This is a genomic window from Nocardioides lianchengensis (genome assembly GCF_900101465.1).
Lineage (GTDB): Bacteria > Actinomycetota > Actinomycetes > Propionibacteriales > Nocardioidaceae > Nocardioides > Nocardioides lianchengensis.
On the sequence record NZ_FMZM01000009.1, the window covers coordinates 224,873 to 247,537 of the forward strand.

General features: G+C 72.6%; 22 protein-coding genes, 1 other RNA gene and 1 pseudogene. 11 read left to right on the forward strand and 13 right to left on the reverse strand.

All coding sequences use genetic code 11. The features are described 5' to 3' along the window. Positions 1-46: 46 nt before the first annotated feature. Complete coding sequence (locus BLT76_RS17380) at positions 47-346, reverse strand: hypothetical protein (protein ID WP_211753030.1); 300 nt, start codon at positions 344-346, stop codon at positions 47-49. Beyond that, positions 347-544 (reverse strand): hypothetical protein, encoded by a 198-nt coding sequence (locus BLT76_RS17385; protein ID WP_090859035.1) that lies wholly within the window; start codon positions 542-544, stop codon positions 347-349. Positions 545-569: 25 nt separating this feature from the next. On the opposite strand from BLT76_RS17385, the gene map reads away from it, so the two are divergent. From map to BLT76_RS17405, 4 genes are read left to right on the forward strand one after another with little or no spacing between them, the layout of a single operon-like run. Beyond that, entirely contained in the window at positions 570-1,418 is an 849-nt protein-coding gene (gene map, locus BLT76_RS17390; protein WP_244509452.1) for a type I methionyl aminopeptidase, read from the forward strand. A 41-nt stretch (positions 1,419-1,459) separates the two neighbouring features. Continuing rightward, positions 1,460-3,082: a circularly permuted type 2 ATP-grasp protein gene (locus BLT76_RS17395; protein ID WP_090859041.1), complete on the forward strand. Its 1,623-nt coding sequence runs from the start codon at positions 1,460-1,462 to the stop codon at positions 3,080-3,082. Then, the gene (locus BLT76_RS17400; RefSeq protein ID WP_090859044.1) at positions 3,076-4,005 is read left to right on the forward strand and encodes an alpha-E domain-containing protein; all 930 of its coding nucleotides are present in this window, start codon (positions 3,076-3,078) and stop codon (positions 4,003-4,005) included. Before BLT76_RS17395 ends, BLT76_RS17400 begins: the two co-directional genes overlap by 7 nt. Further along, the gene (locus BLT76_RS17405; RefSeq protein ID WP_211753032.1) at positions 4,005-4,850 is read left to right on the forward strand and encodes a transglutaminase family protein; all 846 of its coding nucleotides are present in this window, start codon (positions 4,005-4,007) and stop codon (positions 4,848-4,850) included. The genes BLT76_RS17400 and BLT76_RS17405 overlap by 1 nt, the downstream gene beginning before the upstream one ends. Before the next feature lie 317 nt (positions 4,851-5,167). Here BLT76_RS17405 and BLT76_RS17410 read toward each other — a convergent pair whose 3' ends face one another. Further along, on the reverse strand, positions 5,168-5,599 hold the full coding sequence (locus BLT76_RS17410) for a tetratricopeptide repeat protein (protein ID WP_170867114.1): 432 nt from the start codon (positions 5,597-5,599) through the stop codon (positions 5,168-5,170). A gap of 26 nt (positions 5,600-5,625) precedes the next feature. Beyond that, positions 5,626-6,174 carry a GNAT family N-acetyltransferase gene (locus BLT76_RS17415; protein ID WP_244509453.1) on the reverse strand — a complete coding sequence of 183 codons (549 nt, stop codon included), beginning with the start codon at positions 6,172-6,174 and terminating at the stop codon, positions 5,626-5,628. Positions 6,175-6,285: 111 nt separating this feature from the next. Between BLT76_RS17415 and BLT76_RS17420 the strand changes: the two genes are divergently transcribed. Continuing rightward, complete coding sequence (locus BLT76_RS17420; protein ID WP_090859053.1) at positions 6,286-6,492, forward strand: hypothetical protein; 207 nt, start codon at positions 6,286-6,288, stop codon at positions 6,490-6,492. On the opposite strand, the gene BLT76_RS17425 is transcribed toward BLT76_RS17420, so the two are convergent. Further along, entirely contained in the window at positions 6,489-7,352 is an 864-nt protein-coding gene (locus BLT76_RS17425; protein ID WP_090859057.1) for an aldo/keto reductase family oxidoreductase, read from the reverse strand. The two genes, BLT76_RS17420 and BLT76_RS17425, sit on opposite strands and share 4 nt — an antisense overlap. Positions 7,353-7,454: 102 nt before the next feature. Between BLT76_RS17425 and BLT76_RS17430 the strand changes: the two genes are divergently transcribed. Together BLT76_RS17430 and rnpB are read left to right on the forward strand one after the other, a co-directional pair. Continuing rightward, a complete protein-coding gene (locus BLT76_RS17430; RefSeq protein ID WP_211753034.1) occupies positions 7,455-8,288 on the forward strand; it encodes a helix-turn-helix transcriptional regulator in 834 nt (277 codons plus the stop codon). Positions 8,289-8,380: 92 nt separating this feature from the next. Further along, positions 8,381-8,769: RNase P RNA component class A (gene rnpB, locus BLT76_RS17435), an RNA gene on the forward strand. 267 nt (positions 8,770-9,036) lie between these two features. Here rnpB and BLT76_RS17440 read toward each other — a convergent pair. Together BLT76_RS17440 and BLT76_RS26405 are read right to left on the reverse strand one after the other, a co-directional pair. Then, the gene (locus tag BLT76_RS17440) at positions 9,037-12,057 is read right to left on the reverse strand and encodes an NHL domain-containing protein (protein ID WP_170867115.1); all 3,021 of its coding nucleotides are present in this window, start codon (positions 12,055-12,057) and stop codon (positions 9,037-9,039) included. Between the two features lie 262 nt (positions 12,058-12,319). After that, positions 12,320-12,454, reverse strand: a pseudogene (locus tag BLT76_RS26405) (IS481 family transposase); the annotation flags it as partial. 199 nt (positions 12,455-12,653) lie between these two features. Between BLT76_RS26405 and BLT76_RS17450 the strand changes: the two are divergent. Continuing rightward, positions 12,654-13,460 carry a glucose 1-dehydrogenase gene (locus BLT76_RS17450; RefSeq protein WP_090859069.1) on the forward strand — a complete coding sequence of 269 codons (807 nt, stop codon included), beginning with the start codon at positions 12,654-12,656 and terminating at the stop codon, positions 13,458-13,460. Between the two features lie 4 nt (positions 13,461-13,464). On the opposite strand, the gene BLT76_RS17455 is transcribed toward BLT76_RS17450, so the two are convergent. Then, positions 13,465-14,586, reverse strand: a complete 1,122-nt coding sequence (locus tag BLT76_RS17455; protein WP_090859073.1) for an FAD-dependent oxidoreductase — start codon at positions 14,584-14,586, stop codon at positions 13,465-13,467. Further along, positions 14,583-15,086, reverse strand: a complete 504-nt coding sequence (locus tag BLT76_RS17460; protein WP_170867116.1) for a nuclear transport factor 2 family protein — start codon at positions 15,084-15,086, stop codon at positions 14,583-14,585. Before BLT76_RS17460 ends, BLT76_RS17455 begins: the two co-directional genes overlap by 4 nt. A 184-nt stretch (positions 15,087-15,270) precedes the next feature. Here BLT76_RS17460 and BLT76_RS17465 point away from each other — a divergent pair, with 184 nt between their 5' ends. After that, positions 15,271-15,861, forward strand: coding sequence for a TetR/AcrR family transcriptional regulator (locus tag BLT76_RS17465; RefSeq protein ID WP_090859079.1), 591 nt, complete (start codon positions 15,271-15,273; stop codon positions 15,859-15,861). A gap of 19 nt (positions 15,862-15,880) precedes the next feature. On the opposite strand, the gene BLT76_RS17470 is transcribed toward BLT76_RS17465, so the two are convergent. Then, positions 15,881-16,576, reverse strand: coding sequence for a hypothetical protein (locus BLT76_RS17470; protein WP_090859084.1), 696 nt, complete (start codon positions 16,574-16,576; stop codon positions 15,881-15,883). A gap of 190 nt (positions 16,577-16,766) precedes the next feature. Between BLT76_RS17470 and BLT76_RS26610 the strand changes: the two genes are divergently transcribed. Continuing rightward, on the forward strand, positions 16,767-18,323 hold the full coding sequence (locus BLT76_RS26610; protein ID WP_090859087.1) for a GAF domain-containing protein: 1,557 nt from the start codon (positions 16,767-16,769) through the stop codon (positions 18,321-18,323). Between the two features lie 76 nt (positions 18,324-18,399). Here BLT76_RS26610 and BLT76_RS17480 read toward each other — a convergent pair whose 3' ends face one another. Next, complete coding sequence (locus BLT76_RS17480) at positions 18,400-19,878, reverse strand: hypothetical protein (RefSeq protein ID WP_090859090.1); 1,479 nt, start codon at positions 19,876-19,878, stop codon at positions 18,400-18,402. A gap of 84 nt (positions 19,879-19,962) precedes the next feature. Continuing rightward, a complete protein-coding gene (locus BLT76_RS17485) occupies positions 19,963-20,940 on the reverse strand; it encodes a helix-turn-helix transcriptional regulator (RefSeq protein WP_090859192.1) in 978 nt (325 codons plus the stop codon). Between the two features lie 101 nt (positions 20,941-21,041). Between BLT76_RS17485 and BLT76_RS17490 the strand changes: the two genes are divergently transcribed. Then, on the forward strand, positions 21,042-21,458 hold the full coding sequence (locus tag BLT76_RS17490; protein ID WP_090859093.1) for a DUF1761 domain-containing protein: 417 nt from the start codon (positions 21,042-21,044) through the stop codon (positions 21,456-21,458). Positions 21,459-21,462: 4 nt separating this feature from the next. Here the strand turns inward: BLT76_RS17490 and BLT76_RS17495 are convergent, their stop codons facing one another. Then, entirely contained in the window at positions 21,463-22,656 is a 1,194-nt protein-coding gene (locus tag BLT76_RS17495; protein WP_139175648.1) for a right-handed parallel beta-helix repeat-containing protein, read from the reverse strand. Positions 22,657-22,665: the final 9 nt, after the last annotated feature.

Consider the following 22,665-nt stretch of genomic DNA (forward strand, 5'->3'; position numbering starts at 1 on the left):
CCTCGACAAGACGGGTTTCGAGGCTCCTGCGTCGCTCCAGAGCACCTCAACCACCGCCGTTCCAGGTCCAGCCGAGCCAGAGGCCGCCGGACAGGATCACGGCGAACCACACGACCGTCGCGACCACCGGCAGTACGGCGACCGCCTGCGGCCGCGGCGTCCACCAGCGGCAGGCCTGGACGAACAGCAGCAGCCACACGAGGAGCAGCATCACGACCGCCCACCAGGGGGCGAACAGCCCGCTGGCGCCGTACAGGAAGAGCACGGACACCAGGCCGCCCATGCCGACGAACGGCCACGGCGAGACGTCGCCGGGACGACGTCCGCGGCGACCGGGCTTGGCCACTCAGTCCTCGAGCTGCTCGTCGTTCCACTTCGGGTCGTGGTCCCAGTCGTCGTTGCGCTCCTCGACCTTCTCCAGCGCCCGCGACGCCTCGGCGGAGGTGGCGTAGGGGCCCAGCCGGTCGGCGTTGCGGCAGCCGTCGCGCCCCTCGACCGTGTGGTGCTTCAGGCAGAACCAGAACTCGCCGTCGCTGTCGCTCATGAGGGCGAAACTACACTCGTGGCCCGTGACTCCCGTGGCTCCTGCGACCCTCTCCCCCCGGCGCGCCGTCCCGGCGTCGATCGCCCGCCCCGAGTACGTCGACCGCCCCGCACCGACGCCGTACGACGGTCCGGAGGTCAAGGACGCCGACACCATCGCGCGGATGCGGGTCGCCGGCCGGCTGGCCGCGCAGGCGCGCGAGGAGGTCGGCCGGCACGTCGTCCCGGGCGTGACCACCGACGAGCTCGATCGGATCGGCCACGAGTTCCTCTGCGACCACGGCGCCTACCCGTCGACGCTCGGCTATCGCGGCTTCCCGAAGTCGCTGTGCTCCAGCGTGAACGAGGTGATCTGCCACGGCATCCCGGACAGCCGGGTCGTCGAAGACGGCGACATCGTCAACATCGACATCACCGCCTACCTCGACGGCGTGCACGGCGACACCAACGCGACCTTCCTCGCCGGCGACGTCGACGAGGAGTCCCGGCTGCTGGTCGAGCGCACCCGCGAGTCCCTCGACCGCGCGATCAGGGCGGTGAAGCCGGGCCGCCGGCTCAACGTCATCGGCCGGGTCATCGAGTCCTACGCCGCCCGCTTCGGGTACGGCGTGGTCCGCGAGTTCACCGGGCACGGGATCGGGACGTCCTTCCACTCCGGGCTGATCGTCCCGCACTACGACGACCCCGAGCACGACACCCTGATCGAGCCCGGCATGACCTTCACCATCGAGCCGATGCTCAACCTCGGCACCCACGAGTGGGAGATGTGGGACGACGACTGGACGGTCGTGACCAAGGACCTGCGCCGCAGCGCCCAGTTCGAGCACACGCTGCTCGTCACAGCCACCGGCGCAGAGGTCCTGACCACCCCCTAGACGCAACATTCCCGACACATGCGTGTGGGTAATGTCCGCCCATGACGTCGATGTTCGAGGGCTACGCGTCCACTGGTCCGGCGTACGACGAGATGTTCGACGGCGACGACCTGCGCTCGCCGTACCAGCGGTTGAGCAGCTCGTTGCAGACGATGACCACGCCCGAGCTGGTCAGTCGGGTGGAGGCGCTGCAGGCCAGCTACCTCGACCAGGGCGTCACCTTCGACATCGGCGGCGAGGAGCGGGCGTTCCCGCTCGACATCCTCCCGCGGGTCATCGAGATGGACACGTTCTCGACCATCGAGCGCGGGGTCCAGCAGCGGGTCCGGGCGCTGGAGCTCTTCCTCGCCGACGTGTACGACGCGGGCCAGGTCTTCGCCGACGGGGTGATCCCGCGCGAGGTGATCGCGACGTCGTCGCACTACCACCGCGAGTCCGCGGGCGTGCGGCCGCCGAACGGCGTCCGCGTGCACGTCTCCGGCATCGACCTGGTCCGCGACAACGCCGGCGAGTTCCGGGTGCTGGAGGACAACGTCCGGGTCCCATCGGGGGTCTCGTACGTCATGACCAACCGCCGCGCGATCTCCGCGGCGCTGCCCGAGACCATCGCCGAGCACAGGATCCGCCCGGTGGCGGCCTACCCTCAGCGGCTGCTGGCCGCGCTGCGGGCGGCCGCGCCCGCCGGTGTCGCCGATCCGACGGTCGTCGTCCTCACGCCCGGCGTCTACAACGGCGCCTACTTCGAGCACGCGCTGCTGGCCCGCACGATGGGCGTCGAGCTGGTCGAGGGCCGTGACCTGGAGTGCCGCCGCGGCCGCGTGATGATGCGGACGACGAAGGGGCTGGCCCCGGTGCACGTGATCTACCGTCGCGTGGACGACGAGTTCCTGGACCCGGTGCACTTCCGGGCCGACTCGGTGCTCGGCTGCCCGGGCGTGATCGACGCCGCCCGGGCCGGCAACGTCACCATCGCCAACGCGGTCGGCAACGGGGTGGCGGACGACAAGCTCGTCTACACCTACCTGCCCGACATCATCCGCTACTACCTCTCCGAGGAGCCGGTGCTGCGCAACGTCGACACCTGGCGCTGCGGCGAGCCCGACCACCGCGAGGAGGTTCTGGACCGGCTCGACGAGCTGGTGCTGAAGCCGGTCGACGGTTCCGGCGGCAAGGGCATCGTGATCGGCCCGCGCGCGTCGAGGACCGAGCTCGACGAGCTGCGCGAGAAGGTCGTCGAGGACCCGCGGGCCTGGATCGCCCAGCCGGTCGTCCAACTGTCGACCGTCCCGACCTTCGTCGACGGCGAGCTCGGCCCGCGCCACGTCGACCTGCGCCCGTTCGCGGTCAACGACGGCACCCGGGTCTGGGTGCTCCCCGGCGGGCTGACCCGGGTCGCGCTGGCCAAGGGCGAGCTGATCGTGAACTCCTCGCGCGGCGGCGGGTCCAAGGACACCTGGGTGCTGGCCGGGCCGGCCCAGGCCCAGGCCGTCGAGGCCGACCCGGTGTTCGAGCCGGTCGAGATCGTGGAGGTCGAGGAGCCCGTGGAGGAGCCCCCTCCGCCGGCCCCGCCGCCGCCCGGTCCCGCCGGACCGGCGCTGAGCGAGCCGAGCTCTCAGCAGGAGCAGCAGCAACAGCAGGGCCGTGGGGAGGCGCGCGCATGCTGAGCCGGATCGCGGAGTCGATGTTCTGGATCGGCCGGTACGTCGAGCGCGCCGAGGACACCGCGCGGATCCTCGATGTCCAGACCCAGCTGCTCCTGGAGGACGCCACCATCGACGAGACCACGACCTGCGCCGGCCTGCTGTCGATCATGGGCGTCGAGGCCGAGCCGGAGTGGGCGGTCGACACCGCGCTGGTGCTCGACCGGCTCTGCTACGACCCGTCCTCGCCCACCTCGATCGCGGCCGCCCTGGCCGCCGCCCGCGAGTCGGCCCGGCGGGCCCGCGAGACGCTGTCGGTCCCGATGTGGGAGGCGATCAACACGACGTACCGCGCCCTGCCGTCGGGGCACTTCGACTCGATGCGGGCGCCGATGATCTTCCAGTGGGTCCGCGAGCGGGCGGCGCTGATCAACGGCACCGCCGACGCGACGATGACCCGCGACGAGGGCTGGCACTTCCTGATGCTCGGCCGCTGCGTCGAGCGCGCCGACATGACCTCGCGGCTGGTCGCCACCGCCGCCCAGTCGTCCGGCAGCACGGCGCCGTGGACCAGCACGCTGCGGGCGTCGGGCGGCTACGAGGCCTTCCTGCGCACCTACAAGGGCCTGGAGACCGAGCGCGGCGCCGCGGAGTTCCTGCTGCTCGACCGGCTCTTCCCACGGTCGGTGGTGTTCTCGCTCAACCGCGCCGAGCAGTGCATCGAGAACCTGGAGTCCTCCGGCCAGCGGGCCGGCTTCCAGAACGAGGCGCAGCGGCTGCTCGGCCGCACCCGGGCGGAGTTCGAGTACCGCTCGCTGTCCGACGTGATGGCCGACCTCCCCAACGAGATGGAGCGGCTGCAGCGCACCTGCGCCCTCGCGACCGAGGCGGTCACCCGCCGCTACTTCGCCGGCTCCGAGGCGCTGACCTGGCAGGGGGCCAACTGATGAGCATGCAGCTGCGGGTCGTCCACACCACCGGCTACGAGTACGACGGCAAGGCGGTGGCGTCGTACAACCAGGCCCGGTTGACGCCCCAGACCACGCCCGAGCAGATCGTCGTGCACTCGCGCCTGGAGGTGACGCCGAAGCCGTGGACCTACGAGTACCGCGACTACTTCGGCACCCTGGTCACCGCCTTCGAGGTCCTCGATCCCCACGAGTCGATGACCGTGACCGCGACCTCGACGGTGCAGACCAACCGGCCCGCGCCCCACGAGCCGCGGCTCGGCTGGGACGACGTCCGGGCCTACGACGTCGCCGACCGCTGGACGGAGTACCTCACCCTCCCCGACCTGGTGGCCCCGCCCGCCGACTTCGCCCAACGGCTGCGGACGCTCGCCGGAGACGCCGCGCTGCCCGGCGACGCGGCCCGTGCGGTGTGCGCCCTGGTCCACGATGAGGTCGAGTACCTCCCGGGGTCCACCGACGTGCAGTCGGTGGCCGCGCTCGCCTGGCAGCAGCGCGCCGGCGTCTGCCAGGACATGGTGCACCTGGTCATCGGCGGCCTCCGCTCCGTCGGCGTCCCCGCCCGCTACGTCTCCGGCTACTTCCACCCCCGCGCCGAGCCCACCGTCGGCGAGACCGTCCGGGGCGAGTCGCACGCCTGGGTCGAGTGGTGGGACGACGGGTGGCACCCCTTCGACCCCACCAACGACACCGCCCCCGGCGACCGGTACGTCGTGGTCGCCACGGGCCGCGACTACCAGGACGTGAAGCCCCTCAGCGGCATCTACTCCGGCGCCGGCACCTCGCAGATGTCGGTCCAGGTGGAAGTCACCCGCCTGGCCTGAGCACCGGGGGGCGAGGGCTCAGGACTTCGTCCTTCGCACCTCAACCACCGGGGCGCGCTCCGGTGGTTGAGCAGCGAAGCCGCGCAAGCGGGTGAGCGTGTCGAAGCCCCCGCAGCCCACCAGCGGCCTCGAACAAGGTCACCCCTCCGGTGCAGGGGTTGTGACCAGCACACGCTGGTTGAGGTGCGAGCGAAGCGAGCCTCGAAACCCGTCCTGCCGACAGTCGACCCCGATCGAGACCGACCGTCGGCCCACCAGGTTTCGAGACGGTCGCTGCGCGACCTCCTCAACCGCCGGGCGCGGGCGGGGGTGCGGCGTCAGCTGATGTCCATGAGCTGGCGCTCGACCCGGAGCACCGCGAGCTCGTGCTCGAGGTCGCCGCTCATCGCGAAGGCCAGGCGCAGGTGGGGCAGGGCCTCCTCCAGGCGCGACTGGCGCTCCAGCGCACGTCCGAGCGCGTGGCGGGACCAGACGTCGTCGGGGGTCTCCTCGACCAGGGCCCGCAGCTCGTCCTCGGCCTTCTTCAGCTGGACGCGGATCAGGTAGGCCCAGGCCCGCAGCGTGCGCAGGCCGGTGTTGGTCGGGTCCTCCGCGAGGGCCGGCTCCAGCACCTCGAGCGCCTCGACGGCGCCACGACGGGCCAGCAGGTCGTGGGCGACCCGGTAGGCCGACTCGGGGCCGGCCTGGCCCGGGAAGACGACCGGCGGCGCGGTCAGCTCGTACAGCTCCTGCTCGTCCCGAGGGTCCATGACGTCCATGGTGCGTCAACCGCGGATCAGGCGACAGGATTCCCGGCCGGTCGGTCGTGCAGGATCCGCTGGAAGAGCAGGTGGTCCTGCCACTCCCCCGCGATGAAGAGGTACGACGCCGCCCGCCCGTACTCGGTGAACCCGCTGCGCCGCAGCACCCCCTGCGAAGCGGTGTTGTGGACCAGCGTCCCGGCCTCCAGCCGGTGCAGCCCGAGGGCGATCGCCTGCTCGGCGGCATGGCCGACCGCGGCGGTCGCGAGGCCGCGGCCGAGGTGGTCGCGGTCGACCCAGTAGCCGACGCTGCTGCTCTGGAAGACGCCGCGGACGATGTTGTTGAGGTTGACCCGGCCGACCAGCTCGTCCCCGTGCAGGAGCACCCACGACTCGCCGAGCCCGCGTCGTACGGCGTCGAGACGGGCCACCACGTCGGCCGCCTGACCCGCCGGCGAGAAGAACGCCGATGGGCGGACCGGGTCCCAGGGTGCGAGGTGCTCGCGGTTGCGGTCGTAGGCCGCGGCGAGCGCGGCCGCGTGGTCGGTGGTCAGCTCCTGGATCGCGTAGCCGTCGGGTAGCACCCGTCCATTGAACCCGGCGGAGGTTCCGACTTGTGGATCGCCCGAGGACGCACTGTTGCCCGCCCGGAGATGTCCCGGCGTCATGGTGATCCGATGAGGAGAGGAGAGCAGATGGACAGAGCACAGTTCGACAGGTTCCGCGTTCGGGTCGACGAGGCGGCGCGCCACGCGTGCCATGCGCTCCTCGCACTGGACGCCCTGCGGACCTCCGACGACCCCGACGAGCGCGCCGCCTACAGCGACGTCCACGACCTGATCGCCGACCTCAGCAGTCTGCGGGTCGAGCTGGACCGGTGGCCGGAGCCGGTCGACGACTAGCCCGCGATCGCGTCCAGCTCGGCGACCGCGTCCGCGGGCAGGTGCAGGTCGGCGGCCGCGACGTTCTCGCGCAGGTGGCCGACCGACGAGGTGCCCGGGATGAGCAGGATGTTGGGCGAGCGCTGCAGCAGCCAGGCGATGGCGACCGCCATCTTGCTCGCCCCGAGGCGCGTCGCGACGCCGTCGAGGGCAGCGGACTGCAGCGGGCTGAACCCGCCGAGCGGGAAGTACGGCACGTAGGCGATGCCCTGCTCGGCGAGGCCGTCGATCAGCTCGTCGTCCCCACGGTGGGCGAGGTTGTACTCGTTCTGCACGCACACCACCGGCGCGATCGCCTGCGCCTCGGCGACCTGCGTCGCCGACACCGTCGACAGGCCGATGTGCCGGACCAGGCCCTCCTGCTGGAGCCGGGCCAGCTCCTCCATCCGCGCGCCGATCGAGGCATCGGGCTCGTCCATGATCCGCAGGTTGACGACGTCCAAGGCGTCGAGGCCGAGGTTGTGGAGGTTGTCGAGAACGCCCTGGCGCAGCTCGGCCGGCGACTGGGCGGGGAGCCAGGCGCCCTCGCCGTCGCGGCGGCCGCCGACCTTCGTGACGATGACCAGGCCGTCGGCGTAGGGATGCAGGGCCTCCTTGATGATCTGGTTGGTGACGTGCGGGCCGTAGAAGTCGCTGGTGTCGACGTGGTCGACGCCGAGCGCGAGCGCCTCCTGCAGTACGGCGACCGCGGCGTCGCGGTCGGCGGGCGGGCCGAAGACGTGCGGGCCGGCGAGCTGCATGGCGCCGTACCCGAGCCGGGAGACGGTGAGGTCGCCGAGTGCGTAGGTGCCGCCGGGGGTCAGGGTGCTGGTGGTGGTCATGGCTCCAGCGTGCGTCGTACCTCGCGGGCGACCCAGCCCCCTGCCGATCCTGGGAGTGGCAGGACCAGGGACGCCCCCGGGAGCCGGGCTAGGTTGGCGGACGTGAGCGACGACAACCTCCTCGGCGACCACCTCCGCGCCCGTCGCGAGCAGGTGACACCCGAGATGGTCGGGCTCCCCGTCCACGGCGTACGACGGGTCGCGGGCCTGCGGCGCGAGGAGGTCGCGCTGCTGGCGGGGATCAGCTCGGACTACTACCTGCGCCTGGAGCAGGGCCGCGACCGCAACCCGTCGGTGCAGGTGCTGGAGGCGCTGGCCCGGGTCCTGCAGCTCGACGCGACGGCGACCGACTACCTCCTCGGCCTCGGTTCGCCCCGGCCCCGCTCGCGCACCCGCCGGCCGCGCCGCGAGACGGTGCCGCCGCAGATCGCCCAGCTGCTCGAGGTGATCGGGCTGCCAGCGTTCGTGGAGGGTCGGTTCCTTGACATCCTGGCCGCCAACCGACTGATGACCGCGTTGATGCCGAGCGTGCAGGTCGGCGAGAACCGGCTGCGCTCCCTCTTCCTCGACCCCGCCGAGCGGGCGCTGTTCCTCGACTGGGAGACCCTCGCCCCGCGGATGATCGCCGGGCTGCGCAAGCGGATCGGCTCCGACATCGACGACCCGCGCTTCGTCCAGCTGGTCGGCGAGCTGTCCGTGGGCAGCGACGAGTTCCGCCGCGGCTGGGCCCGCCACGACGTCAAGCCGCTGCAGAGCAAGGTGATCCGGCTGGACCACCCTCAGGTCGGCGAGCTCTCGCTGGCCCAGTCGAAGCTGGCGGTCGAGGGCGCCGAGGGGCAGATCCTCGCGATCTACCACCCCGAGCCGGGCACCGACAGCGCCGAGAGGCTGGCCCTGCTGGGCTCCCTCCTGCCGACGTCCTCGATCGCCCCGTAACCTCCGCGCGACCGCTGCGTTGATCGTTTCAACGGATCGGACCCGGAGAGCTGGGGGGCCTCGGGTCCGATCCGATACCCTGCTCACGCGGATGGGCTGGCCGGGCGACCGCGTCGTACTCCTTCGGGAGGACGCCGAGGAAGGTCCGGGCTCCACAGGGCAAGGTGGTGGGTAACACCCACCCGGGGCAACCCGCGGGACAGTGCCACAGAGAACAGACCGCCTGCTCCCCTGGCGACAGGGAGGCAGGTAAGGGTGAAACGGTGGTGCAAGAGACCACCAGCGACCCGGGCGACCGGGTCGGCTCGGTAAACCCCACCTGGAGCAAGGTCAGACAGCGTGCGTCCGAGGGCTGCTCGCCCGAGCACGCGGGTAGATCGCTGGAGGCGGCCGGCAACGGTCGTCCTAGATGGATGGTCGCCCATCGGGACCCTCGCAAGAGGCCCGAGGACAGAACCCGGCCTACAGGCCAGCCCGTCCGCAACACCGGGTCTGATCTGGGAAGACGCGAACAACCAGGCTCTGGTGCGGCATGACTGCGGCGTCCGCGCAAACACGTCTGATGTGTCCCCGGTCTCGACCCCGACTTGTGACCTCGTGTCTCGGATCCGATCTCGCGGTCGTGACAACAGGAGCAACATCGTCCGGTCAGATCCAGTCACCCCTGGTACGGCGGGTGCTCCGCGCCGCCCAGGGTCGGTCTCCTCGTGACCGACGAGAGCACTCGGCCGTCCCGACGAGGGTCCTGCTAGCGGAGGCGGATCAGGGCGGCTCCGGCGCGCTTGGTGGAGCGTCCGGTGACTCGGACTCGGATCGTCTTGGCTGTGGTATCGATCGTGCGGGGGATGGTGATGCGGCGGGTGAGGTTGCCGGTGGTGTTGGCCCGTCCGGTCCGGACCCTGGTGGTGGTGTGGCCGTCGTTGACGGTGATGTAGAAGCGCTCGCGGTAGCCCAGGCCGGTGACCCGGATCCGGATCGTGCGTCCCGGCCGCGTGGTGGCGGTGGTCTCGACGCTCAGGCGGGTGGGTCTGCGGACCGCGACGATGCTCGTGGTCGCGGTGGTGGTGCCGGTCTCGTTGATGGCGCGCAGCCGGTAGGCGTGGGCGCCGGCGTGGGTCAGACGGACCCGCACCGACCCGGCGGCCGGGATGGGCCGGGTGCCGTAGCGGGCGCGGAGGAGGTCGGCGAGCTCGCCGCCGGCCACCAGGCTCTGGGCGTTGCTGGAGGTCCAGCGCAGCGTGATGGTGCGGCCGCGTCGGACGGTCGGCTGGCCGTCAGGGGTGGTCGCGGCGTCCTGCGACGACGACGGCACGCTCAGGGTCAGGCGCAGGCTCGGGGCCCGGTCCGTGACGACCGCTGCGGTGGGGGCCGAGGTGTCGGTGGCGTCGACGTACCCGGCCCGGGCGGCGGTGACGGTGACGGTGATCCGACGGCCGCGGAGGTCGGGGGTGAGTCGGAGCGTGGGCGTCGTGGCTCCGGCGAGGGGGGTGCCGTCGGCGGACCAGGCGAACCGGTACTCCTCGGGGTCGGGGACGGGGGCGCCGGTGCCGGCGCGGAGGGTCTGGCCGACCTGGGCGGTCCCGCTGATGGTCGCGGTGGGGCCGGTGCTGAAGGTGGCGCTCGCCACCGGCACGGTGGGGGCGGAGGTGTCGGTGGCGTCGGTGTAGCCGGCCCTGGTGGCGGTGACGGTCACGGTGACGGTCTTGCCGTCCTCGTTCTCGCTCAGCGTCAGCGTCGGCCCGCTCGCGCCTCGGATGGCCTGCCCGTCGGCGGCCCAGGAGTAGGCGTAGGAGTCCGCGGACGGTGTCGTGGAGTCGAGGTCGGTCGGGGTGGCGATCAGCGTGCCGCCCACGACCGCCTCGCCGTCGATGACTGCGTCCGGGCCGGTCGTGAAGGTCGCCTCCGCGACCGGGCCGACCGGGTCGGAGAGGTCGGAGGCGTCGGTGTAGCCGTCGCGGTGGACGGTGACCTCCACGGTGATGTCCTTCCCGGCCAGGGCCGGGGTGAGGTTGAGCGCCTGAGGGTCACTGCTGGAGTTGTCGGTGATCTCGACGCCGTCGGCGTACCAGACGTAGGAATAGCTGTCCGGCGACGGCGCCGGATCCCCGACCCCCGCGAACAACGTCCGCCCCACCGTCGGAGTACCGGTGATCGTCGCGGTGGGGCCGGTCGTGAAGGTCGCCTTCGCGACCGGGCCGACCGGGTCGGAGAGGTCGGAGGCGTCGGTGTAGCCGTCGCGGTGGACGGTGACCTCCACGGTGATGTCCTTCCCGGCCAGGGCCGGGGTGAGGTTGAGCGCCTGGGGGTCGCTGCTGGTGTTGTCGGTGATCTCGACGCCGTCGGCGTACCAGACGTAGGAATAGCTGTCCGGCGACGGCGCGGGATCCCCGACCCCCGCGAACAACGTCCGCCCCACCGTCGGAGTGCCGGTGATCGTCGCGGTGGGGCCGGTGGTGAAGGTCGGTACTGCGGCAACCACGAGCGCGACCGGCCCGTCCACTCGGCGGACCACGTTGTTGCTGGAGTCGGCGAGGTAGAGGTTGCCCGCCGTGTCGATCGCCAACCCCTCGGTGTCGTTCAGCTGGGCGGAGGTCGACGGCCCGCCGTCCCCGCTGTAGCCGGCCGTGCCGGTCCCGGCGACGGTGGAGATGATCCCGTCAGGGGCGACCTTGCGCACCTGATTGGTGCCGAACTGATTGAAGAAGACGTTGCCCGAGGCGTCGACCGCCATCCCGCCCGGGGTGCTCAATCGCGCGAGGGTCGCCTGCCCCCCGTTCCCGGTCGATCCGGCGACCCCGGTCCCTGCGTAGGTGGAGATGATCCCCTGCGGCGTCACCTTGCGGATCACGTGGTTGGAGATCTCGGCGAAGTAGACGTTGCCCGCCGCGTCGACCCCCACGCCGTAGGGCGACCGGATCCGCGCAGAGGTGCCCGGGCCCCCGTCGCCGCTGTAGCCCGATGTGCCGCTGCCGGCGATCGTGGTGATGATCCCGTCCGGGGCGATCTTGCGGACGTAGCCGTTGCCCTGATCGGTGAAGTAGACCGTGCCGGCGGCGTCGATGGCCATGCTCGCCACCCGCAGGTTGGCCAGGGTTGCCGGACCACCGTCGCCGCTGAACCCGCTGGTCCCGGTCCCCGCATAGGTGGTGATCGTCCCTTGGGCGTCGACCTTGCGGATCCGGTTGTTGCCGTCGTCGCCGATGAAGATGGTGCCCCCCGCGTCGACCGCGACGCTGTAGGGATTGTTGAGCTGCGCCGAGGTCGCCGGGCCGCCGTCCCCGCTGAACCCGCCGACCCCGGTCCCGGCGACGGTGGTGATGGTGCCGTCGGCGGCCACCTTGCGGATCCGGTTGTTGCCGTTGTCGACGACGTAGACGTTGCCCGCTGCATCTACGGCGAGGTTGGACGGGTAGTTCAGGCTGGCCGAGGTCGCGGCGCCCCCGTCGCCGGAGAAGCCCGGCGTGCGCGAGCCGGCGATCGTGCGGATCGGGCTGGTGCCGTTGACCCCCGACTCGCTCGGCAGCAGATCACTGGTGCCTGAGAAGGCAGCCGTCACCCGGTAGCTGCCCACGGCGAGCGTCGGCACCGACAACACGGCCGTGCCGTTGACCACGGGGGCCGATCCCAGCACCGTGGACCCGGACCGAAAGGCGACGGTCCCGCCGTCGATCGCCGGCCCGGCGCTGGAGACGGTCGCGGTGAACTCCACCGGGTCCCCGAAGTTGATCCGCGATGCCGATGCGGCCAGCGTCGTGGCGGTGGGCGTCACAGCCGCGGCCTGCGCCGGAGATCCCGGTCCCACCACCGCGAGACCGGCGGCGAGCACCGCGAGGGCAGACAGCAGTGCGATACGGGCCGCAGACAACACGTTAGAACTCCCGAGGCTAGAGCTGCACGCGCAGCGGCCTCAGATTAGCGGCGGGCGACCGCCTCCGAAGGCAAACCGACAATCCCGTGCCGGCCACGGCGAGCGGGCGGCCGTGGGTGGTAGCGGTCGGCCACGTCGACGCCCTCCTCGTACCTGGCAGACACGTTGGCCACAGGCGGCTGATCGGTGGGAGTCCTCCGACTGCGCTGTGGCGACGTTGCGTGTTGTCGTGCTCGTTCCAGGGCGCACGGGCGCCTTTTCGTTGGTCGTTGCCGAGGAGGACCTGGCGGTGGGCCCACGGTGGTGACGCGCCCACGAGTTGGTCACCCGATTGCCTGATGGTCCGAGGGCCTCTGGGGCGAGCTGCACGTCCGCACTCTGGCCCGCTCAGTGAGGCTCTATCGCCCCATCATCGATAGGTCACCGCATGCTTCGGCTGTGCCCTCCCTCGTCGCCACCAGCCCGCGTCCCCGTCTCCAACTCGACCGAGCCGAGCCGTGATCCTCGACCGGTTCGCCGTGACCGACCAGGTGGCGATCGTGACCGGGGCGGGGCTCGGCATCGGGCGCAGCATCGCGATCGCGCTGGCGGAGGCGGGCGCCGACGTGGTGGTCGCCGCGCGGACGAAGGCCGATCTCGACGAGGTCGTCGCCCGGATCGAGGAGACCGGGCGGCGGGCGCTCGCCGTACCGACGGACGTGATGGAGACCGAGCAGCTCGAGCACCTGGTGGCGGAGACGCTGCGGGTCTTCGGGCGGCTCGACATCCTGGTCAACAACGCGGGTGGGACGGCGCCGCGGCCGGCGATGACGACCTCGGAGCGCTACCTGCACCACGCACTGCACTTCAACGCGATCGCACCGTTCGTCCTGACGAAGCTCGCCGCGCAGGCGATGGTCGACACGGCCGGCGGCGGGAGCGTCGTCAACATCTCCTCCCGGGTCGCCGACATGGTGCTGACCTCGTTCGTGGCCCATGGGGTGGGCAAGGCGGCGCTGACCCACCTGACGAAGAACGTCGCGGCCGAGCTGGCGCCCGCCGTCCGCGTGAACGCTATCGGGGTCGGGGCGATCGCGACCCGGTCGCTGTCGACCGTCATGGAGGACGAGCAGATGCACGCCGACCTGGTGGAGCGGACCCCGATGGGGCGCGCCGGCGACCCGGAGGACGTCGCGTGCGCAGCGCTCTACCTGGCGTCGCCCGCCTCGGCATGGGTGACGGGCACCGTGGTGAACGTCGACGGCGGGTCCACCATCCCCGCCGTGCAGATCCCCGTGCCGCCGCTCGAGCCCCGAGGGACCTGAGCGGCTACGCGCTCGGCTTGCGTCGTACGCCGCCGTAGAAGCCGCGCCGGACCACCCAGGGCAGCAGGACGCGTTCGATCAGCCAGCGCGGCAGCTGGATCGCGCGGCCGTCGGCGGTCAGGAACAGCAGGCCGTCGTCCTGGACGCCGAGGACCGACCCCCAGCGCGACCGGGTCGCCCGGTACGGCGCGAGCGGCCGACCCGCCAGGTGGGCGCGGATGTTGGCGGCCAGGAGCCGGTCGGCGCGGTTGCGGGCGCTCGAGCGCTGCGGGTCGGTGGCGGCGACGTCGCCGACGGCGAAGATCTCCGGGTGCCGTTCCGACTGCAGGGTGGGGGTCACCGCGACGAAGCCTCGCTCGTCGAGCAGGTAGGCCGGGAGCCACTCGGTGTTGGGACGCACCCGGCCGATCGCCCAGACGACGGCCTCGGCAACGGTCGGCGGCTGCCCGCCCTGCCAGGCCACCGGAGCGTCGGTGATCGCCTCGCCGGCGAAGCCGTCCGGTACGACGGCGCGGTGGCCCGGGTGCAGCCCGACCCCCAGGTCGACGAGACGACGGCGGACCTCCGCCCAGGCCCGCGGGTGGTGGGCGGCCAGGGCGCGCTCGCCCGGGAAGTAGAGATCGACCCGCTGGTCCGGCCAGCGGATCCGCAGGTTGGCGGCCACGCTGAGGGCGGCCGCTCCCCCGCCGATCACCGCGACCGACCCGGCCGCCGCGACCCGCTCGTGGTGCGTCCGGACCTGCTCGTCGACCTGCTCGCTGGTCAACAGGGCGGACGTGCGCCAGAAGCCGTTGGTGACGCCGGTCGAGACGACCAGGACGTCGTACGGCTCGACGGACTCGCTGCCGTCGGCGAGCCGCACCCCGACCTCGCGCGCGTCGGGGTCGAGACCGGTCAGGGAGCCGTGCACGCGTCGTACGCCTTCGAGGCGCCGGTAGCGGGAGAAGGCGACCCGGTTGTCCGCCGCCCAGTCGTCGGGCCGCGCGAGGCGGACGCCGACCTCCTGGCCGCTCACGACCTCGGGCTTCGAGGAGATCCCGACCACGTCGACGTGCCGCGCCAGGTGGATGGCGGTCAGGACGCCGATGTCGCCCAGGCCGGCGATGACGACCCGGGGACGGCTCACGGGGACGAGAGGCGCGGCGGCGTGACGTTGCGGTCGGGGCTCGGTCCGGGGGCGGACATCCCCGCTCCCGGGACCCAGGAGGTGCGGCCCAGGAGGTCGCCGACCTCGGCCAGGTTCATCAGATCCATCTCGTAGTCGAACAGGCCGTCGCCCGCGTAGTGCAGCACCGAGAAGGCCGGCGCCTGGTAGGGCCGACCGTCCTCCCAGGCGCCGGGCAGACGGTTCCACCAGAACGTCACGACGCGGTCGCCCTCGACGAGGGTCCACTCCTCGGGGAAGGTCCAGCCCTCCAGCCCGGCCATCGACATGTCGAAGAACCTGGTGAGGGCGTCACGACCCTCCACCCGCCCCCAGGCCGGGTCGATGAACACCACGTCCTCGGTGAACCAGGCGGCGATGGTCGACCAGTCGGCCTCCCCGGCGACGCACCGCTCACGCTGGGCCACGTAGGCCCGGTAGGCGTCCAGCGCCTCGCGCTCGCGTTCGTTCAGCTCCGACACCACTGGCACTCCTCCGCGCGGCCGGCACCCTCGAGCGGGGCATCGGGAAGGCGAACCTAGGCAGCCTGACCGTGTCGATCAACCGACCGTCCCGGTCAGAGGCCGGACACTCGTGGCCCCGCACCGACAGCCACCGGAGCCCCTCAGCAGCAAAAACCTCATCAGGCTGCCTAGGATTCGGCCCATGTCCGATTCGCCCGAGGGCCAGCGCAAGCGCCCGGGGGGCCGCAGCGAGCGAGTACGCCGCGCGGTCATGGACGCCACGGTGCGGAGCCTGCTGGCCGGCGGGACCGAGGGCCTGTCGATCCCGCAGGTCGCGGTGGAGGCCGGGGTCGCCGAGTCGACGATCTACCGGCGGTGGGGGGACCCGATCCACCTGGCCGCCGAGGCGATGACCGAGCTGGTCGCGAACTCCGTCCCGGTGCAACCGACCGGCGACCTCCGCGACGACCTCGTCAACCTGCTGGAGCAGATCACCGCGATCTTCTTGGTCCCGGGCATGACCGGGATCCTCGGATCCATCATCGTCCTCGCCGAGGACGAGCGCATCGCGCGAGCGCGCGACGCGTTCTGGGCGACCCGGTTCGAGATCTCGGCCGCCATCATCCAGCGTGCCGTCGAGGACGGAGCCCTGCCGGCGGACACCGTCGTCATGGAGCTCGTCGAGCTGCTCGTCGGACCCGTCTACTTCCGCATCGGCGCCGGTCTGCCACTGGACGGCTTCTCCCCCGCCCCACACACCGACCGCGTGCTTCTGGCCTTCGCCGCCGGGTGACCCGCGCGACGTCTCGGGCCTACGCCCTCTCGGTCGGTCCGCCCGCATCGCCCGGCACGTCGCCGGGAGCCGGTACGGCGCGGATGGCGGCCTCCAGCAGACGGTGCTCCAGCGACCGAGGGTCTGCCCCGGGTCGCCGGGCGCCGACACCCCGGAGGTCCACGAACACCAGCACGGGCACGGACAGGCCCGGGACCGCTGCGGCCTCCGACTCGATCCGGGCCTTCAGCGCGTCGCCGTACGCCGCCCACTCGCGATGACGCCGCTCATCCGGCCCGGCACCGGAGCCGTTCCCGGAGCGGGCGAGGATCTGCCCGACGTCGACGGTGATCGCCACCGGCTCCGTGCGGTGCTCCCACAGGCCCCGCTCCTCCTCGCCCCCGCGCGGGGCCGGCTCCTCGCCCGCGTGGTCCTCCGCACCGGCCGGGCCGATGGTCCCGCGCAGCAGGCGGCGGATGGCCCGGGCCTCCCAGGAGTCGCGACTGCCCGCCAGCACCGCCTCGACGCCGCCGACGTTGGCGGCCGCACCGGCCAGCGCGACCGCGACGAGCTCGGCCCAGTCCGTCCACTCGGCCTCGTCGTCCGCGCCGGTCCGCGGACGTTGGAGCCGGGCCGCGTCCGTCAGGGCGGTGATGACCGCCTCGAGCCGGGCGACGACCTCCTCGCGGTAGGCCCTGAGCCCGTCATCGGCCGGCGTCCGTGGCGCGACATCCATGGCGCGATCCCTCCCCCTCGTGGATCCAACCCTCACCTTATTGCAGGTTCGCCTTGCGTTAAGGGGTGGGTTCTCCTCAGGGCGACCCACATGGGGCCGATCGGCCCATCAGCGCAGCGGCGTGCCGATCATCGGCGGGCCTACTCACCGCGCCGGCCCACCCACGTTGCTCGAACAGAGGGGAAACGTCATGTCCTGGAAGTCCTGGTCCGCACGAGCGAGGACCGAGGAGGCTCCGCGCTACGAGCAGGCCCGAGCCGACGCCCAAGCGGTCGCCGCCGTGGTGGCCGCCGTCAGCGACGCCACGACCCTCGACGAGGCGGTCACCTGCGCGCTGGAGACCGTGCGGGACCGCTACGGCTGGGTCTACGGCTCCTACTGGAAGGTCGACCCGGGGGTCGGCGCACTCGTCTTCGTCCGCGAGTCCGGAGAGGCGGGCGAGGAGTTCCACCGCGTGACCCGTACGGCGTCCTTCGCCGAGGGCGTCGGGCTCTCGGGCCGGGCCTGGCGGACCCGGGACCTCGTGTTCGTGCCCGACCTGGGCGAGCTCACCGACTGCGTGCGGGCGCCCGCCGCCCAGCGCGCCGGCGTCCGCAGCGGCGTGTGCTTCCCCATCGTCGAGAACGGCGAGGTCACCGGCACCATGGACTTCTTCTCCACCGAGTCCGTCGACCTGTCGCAGGAGCGGCTCGCGTCGCTGCGGGCCATCGGTGTCCTCATCTCGCAGACCGTCAGGAGACTGGCGTCGGCCGCGGTCCAGGAACGGGCCGCACAGGACATCGCCGCGGTCACCCGGGTGCTGCAGGAGGTCACGGCGGCCCAGACCCCCGAGGCGGCCCTCTCGGCAGCACTCGACTCGATCCGGACCGGCTTCGACTGGACCTACGGCTCCGTGTGGAGGATCGACGAGGGCGAGCGGTGCCTGCGGTTCAGCCAGGAGTCCGGCGACGCGGGCGAGGAGTTCCGCCGGGTGACCCGGTCCGCGTCGTTCGCCGAGGGCGTCGGCCTGTCCGGTCGTGCGTGGAAGGCGCGCGAGCTGATCTTCGTGGAGGACCTCGCCGACGTCACCGACTGCGTCCGGGCACCCGCTGCCCGACGAGCGGGGGTGAAGTCCGGGGTCTGCCTGCCCATCATGATCGGCGGCGTCGTCGTCGGCACCCTGGACTTCTTCGCGAACCGGACCCTCACCCTCTCCGCCGGACGCCGCAGCGCCCTGCAGAACACCGCGCTGCTGATCGGTCAGGCACTCGAGCGGTTCGAGAACGCAGCCCGTCTCGACACGGCCGGCCGGGAGCTCGTCGTGTCGATCGAGGAGGTCGAGCGGAACGTCCTGGCCGCCACCACCGTCGCCCAGGACGGGAGTCGCCTCGCGGACGACGCCAACCGCGACGTCGCCGCCCTCGGGGCGGCCAGCACCCGGATCGGGGAGGTCGTCAAGGTCATCGAGGGCATCGCCGCCCAGACCAACCTGCTGGCGCTGAACGCGACCATCGAGGCGGCCCGGGCCGGAGAGGCGGGCCGTGGCTTCGCCGTCGTCGCCGGCGAGGTCAAGGAGCTCGCGAGCGAGACCGCGACGGCCACCACCACGGTCTCCGAGACCATCTCCACCATCCAGGACCAGGTGGGTCGGGTGATCGCGTCGCTCGGCGAGATCGGTCACGTCGTCGAGCAGATCAACCAGACCCAGGAGGTCATCGGCGGCGTCCTGACCGAGCAGGTCGCGGTCACCCGCGCCATCCTCGGCTAGGGGCGTCGCCACCGCCGGAACCGTCCCCGCCGAGGGTCCTCCCCCTCGCGTCGGACGGCCCGGCGCGGGTCGACGCCTAGGGCCGCCCGCAGGTCGTGAAGCGCACGCGGGTGCTCCAGGCGCGCCGGGCCTGGCCGCGGGCGACGCGGACGTCGACCTTCAGCACGTACTTCCGACCCGGCCGGAGAGCGGCCCCGTTGATCGCGCGGCCCACCTTGACGCGACCGAGACGCAGAGAGGTTCGCTTCACCCGCCACCCACGGGCCGCTCGGACCTTCACTCCGGCAGGAGCGCTGACCGCCGGCAGGCAGGACACGGGGACCGTGAGGCGGACCCTCCCGAACGGCGCCCTCGAGGTGACGGTCCGGGTCAGGGCGGGCAGCCGGATCGGCCGGGCGACGAGCGAGCTGCGGTCGGTGGCGACCCAGACCACCCATCCGCGCCCGCTCGGGGCGGTCGCGATGCGCGCGTCGACGTCGGTCGCGGTCAGTCCGACCGGGAACTCCTTCAGGGCGCCCACGCCGGCCGTCTGGTGATTGCCGACCGCGAGCCGATCGCAGCCGATCGCGACCGAGGCGAACCGACCACTGGCGTCCGTGTGCAGGTCCCTGCCGCCGGTCGCGCAGGACTGGCCCGGAAGGCCGGCCACCGGACGTCGGAAGGTGTGCCGCGACGGGTCCCAGCTGGCGACGACCGAGCGATCCCCACCCTTCTTCCGATCCCGTGCGGTGGCCAGGAGGCGGATGCCACGTCGGGTGGCGGCCAACCGCGCGGTGCCGTGATCGGTCTCGGTCCCCGCCACCGCCCGGAACGCGCCCCAGGAGCCCGAGCCCGACGGCTTCCAGGCGACGCGGACCGGATCGGCATCGGCGGCGTACTCGCCGATCAGCATCACGGTCGAGCGGCCGTCGTCGGCCATCTCGACGTTGCCGACCGGGTACGGCGCCCGCACCGTGGAGGGTGCCGCGGCCAAGGTGTCGTAGTGGTAGAGCGTGCGCGCGTCGTCGTCGGGGCCGGAGACGAGCACCGCCCCGATCCCCCGCGGCCCGGCGGTCACCGCCAGCAGGCTGGTCTCGCTGCGGACCTGGGCGACGTCCACCGCCGGACGCAGGACCCCACCGACCACCTGGGCGGTCGCGATCCGGTCCTGCATCGGGTCCCCCGTCGCGTCCGGGCCGTTGCGGTGGTGCCAGACCAGGGTGGCCCGGTCACCCGACGCGACCACGAAGAGCTGCTCGGCGCTCAGCCGCTCCAGGGCATCGATCGTCTGCACCCCTCCGGCACACCGGGTCGTGCCGACCGGCAGCACGCACAGGTGCACCTCGGCCCCCGGCTCGCCGCCCGAGCGCGAGCTCAACCAGCCGACGTACGTTGTCCCGCGGGCGTCGGTGGCCGCGTCGAAGCGGAAATAGGAGGCATCTCGGTCGAGGACCAGCGACGGCCCGGCCGGTCCGGGTCGAGGGCCGGGCGACCGGCCGGGGGCCGCCCCGGCGGACAGCACCGAGGTGGTGAGGAGCAGGACCGTCAGGGCGCCGAGAACGCGCAGTGATCTCACTCGCCCAATTCAACCATCCCTCGACTCCGCCACCGTGCCGCGACGTACTCGGTGCAGCGCGGGCGGCCGGAGCCGACCACCTCCTCAGGAGGCCCTCGCGCACCGATCGGCCAGGAGTCCGAACGCCACCCGGAGCTCGTCCGGACCGATGACCTCCAGGTCGGCGTCGAACCTCAGCAGCGAGGCCGCCAGCGCGGGGAACGACCACGCCCCCAGCGTCAGCCGGGTGCGCTGCTCGTCGACCGCTTCCGCCACCCCGTCGCCGACGTACGGGAGCACCTCGGCGAGCGGGAGGGCGAGGACGACGGTGCCCTCGCACGGCCAGGTCGGGGAGACATCGGTGCCCTCGCGGCCGCGGAACCGGCTCACCAGGTACGACGAGACGTCGGCGCCGCCGGGGAGGTCGCGGGGTGCGAAGCGGGGACCGGTGGGGGTGCGCGGGGCCATCCGGTCGGCGCGGTAGGTGCGCCAGTCGGCGCGGTCGAGGTCCCAGGCGACGACGTACCAGCGGCCGCGCCAGGTGACGAGGTGGTGGGGCTCGACGCGGCGAGGTGGGCGGTCGGTCGGGTCGGAGGCGTAGTCGAAGCGGAGGACCTCGCGGGCGTGGACCGCGGCGCCGATCGCGACGAGGACCCCGCTGCCGACGTCGGAGGGAGGGGCAGGTGGGCGGACGACGATCAGCGGGAGCGCCTCCAGGCGGTGGCGGAGGCGGGACGGCAGGACCCGGCGCAGGGTGGTCAGGGCACGGAGGGCGGCGTCGGCCACCCCGTCGCCGAGGCCGGCACCGCCGGCGGCGGTGAGCTCCAAGGACACCGCGAGGGCGACAGCCTGCTCGTCGTCGAAGAGCAGCGGCGGGAGGTCGGAGCCGGCGTCGAGGCGGTAGCCGCCGTACGGGCCCCTGGCCGTCTCGATCCGGTAGCCGAGCTCGCGCAGCCGGTCGACGTCGCGGCGCACGGTCCGGACGCTGACGTCGAGGCGGTCGGCGAGCAGGTCCCCGGACCAGTCGCGGCGGGTCTGCAGGAGGGAGAGCAGCGCGAGCAGCCGGGACGAGGTGGTGGGCACGACATCCAGCATGCCCGACGTACAGGACACAACCTGTCCTGTACCTCCGCGAGAGTTTCCGACGAGGCGGTCAGAGCGGCCGCCGCCGAAGGAGCACTCCCTTGTTCAACGTCCTGGGCGACCTCAACTGGCTCGCCGTCGTCATCGTCGCGGTCGCCTCGATCGTGCTGGCCGGCCTCTGGTTCGCCGTCGTCATCGTCAAGCCGTACGCCGTGGCGCTGGGCCGGGTCGGTCAGCCCGCGCCGGAGCCGAGCGTCGTCTCCGCCGTGGGTCCGCTGGTCTGCGTGGTCGTCACCACCCTCACCACCGCGGTCCTCGTGGAGGCGCTGGACATCACCGCGACCGGCGACGCCGTCACGTTCGGGCTTCTCGTCGGCGTCGGCTACCTGGCGGCGATGACCTTCCAGATCGCGATCAACCCGAACTTCCCGCGCCCGCTCCTCTACGGCGTGATCAACGCGCCGTACTTCGTCATCACCAGCGTGCTCGGGTCGGTCGTGATGACCGCGATGCGCTGAACGGTCATCGCCGCCGCTCGAACGCGCCCAGGTCGACCCGGCCGGCGACCGGGCGCCGGACCAGGCGGGTGGGGTGGCGGTACTCCCAGCGCGCCCGCCACCGCCGGGGTACGGCGGTCCCGCGGCCGAGGGCCGGCGACCCGGCCCGCAGCCGGAAGTCGTCCGCCCGGGGATTCACGAAGCCCCTCAGCCCCACTCGGCGGTTGGCCCGCGCAGACGCCCGGGCTCCGGTGACGAGCTCGCCCGGGCCGACCAGCAGGTTGTTGCGCAGCCGCGCCCGACTGCCCGGGGCGAGGGCGACGTACGTGCCGGAGGAGCGTCGGTTGACGAAGGTGTTGTTGACGACCCAGAGGAGCCGGCTGCCGGTGAGGCCCTCGGCGCCGTACGAGACCAGGGCCGGGTTCTCCGACCGTGGGCCCTGGATGACCACGTTCCCCGCGACCAGCGACCGGCCGCCGTTCGGCAGGTCGATCGAGTAGCTGGCGGTGGCGCGGGCGTCGGTGATCCGGTTGCCGACGATGGTGGTGCGCGCGGCCCGGGACTTCAGCTCGTGACCGACCGAGGCCCCGCGCAGGTAGCTGCCGGACACGGTCAGGGAGCGGACCGCGCCGACGTACAGGTGGTGGGTGTAGCCGTCGCCGGCACCGTTGCGGAAGAACCGCGAGCGGCGTACGACGACGTCGCTGCGCGGGTCGGCGCCGGTGAGGAGACCGTTCTGGTTGTCGTGGAACCAGCTGCGGGTGAGGGTCAGCCCGGTGCCCTCCTGGCGGATGCCGGCGCCGTTGCCGTCGGGGACCCTCGCCCCGCTGAACTCGAGGCGGTCGACCCGTGTGCGGTCGCCGGCGACGACCCAGATCGCCTTGCCCTGGGCGCTCCGCCCGCCGGCCCGCAGGTGGGCCCGTCCCCCGACGCCGCGCAGGGTGAGGTCGTCCTGGGTCCAGGTCGCCACGTCGCCGGTGTAGGTGCCGGCGTCGATGAGCACCGTGTCCCCGTCCCGGGCGACGGCCGCGGCCGCGCTGGGGGTGGCCAGCCGGCGGCCCGGACCGACCCGCCACGTGCGGGGAGCCTCGGCCGACCGGTCAGCCGTCACGCCCGGGTCCGAAGGCGCCGCTGACGCCCCCGCCGGCGGCGCCATCAGCGCCCCGAGGAACAGGAGCATCGAGCCCCAGGTCACCACACCCGCCCTCGCCGTACGCACCCGCCCAGT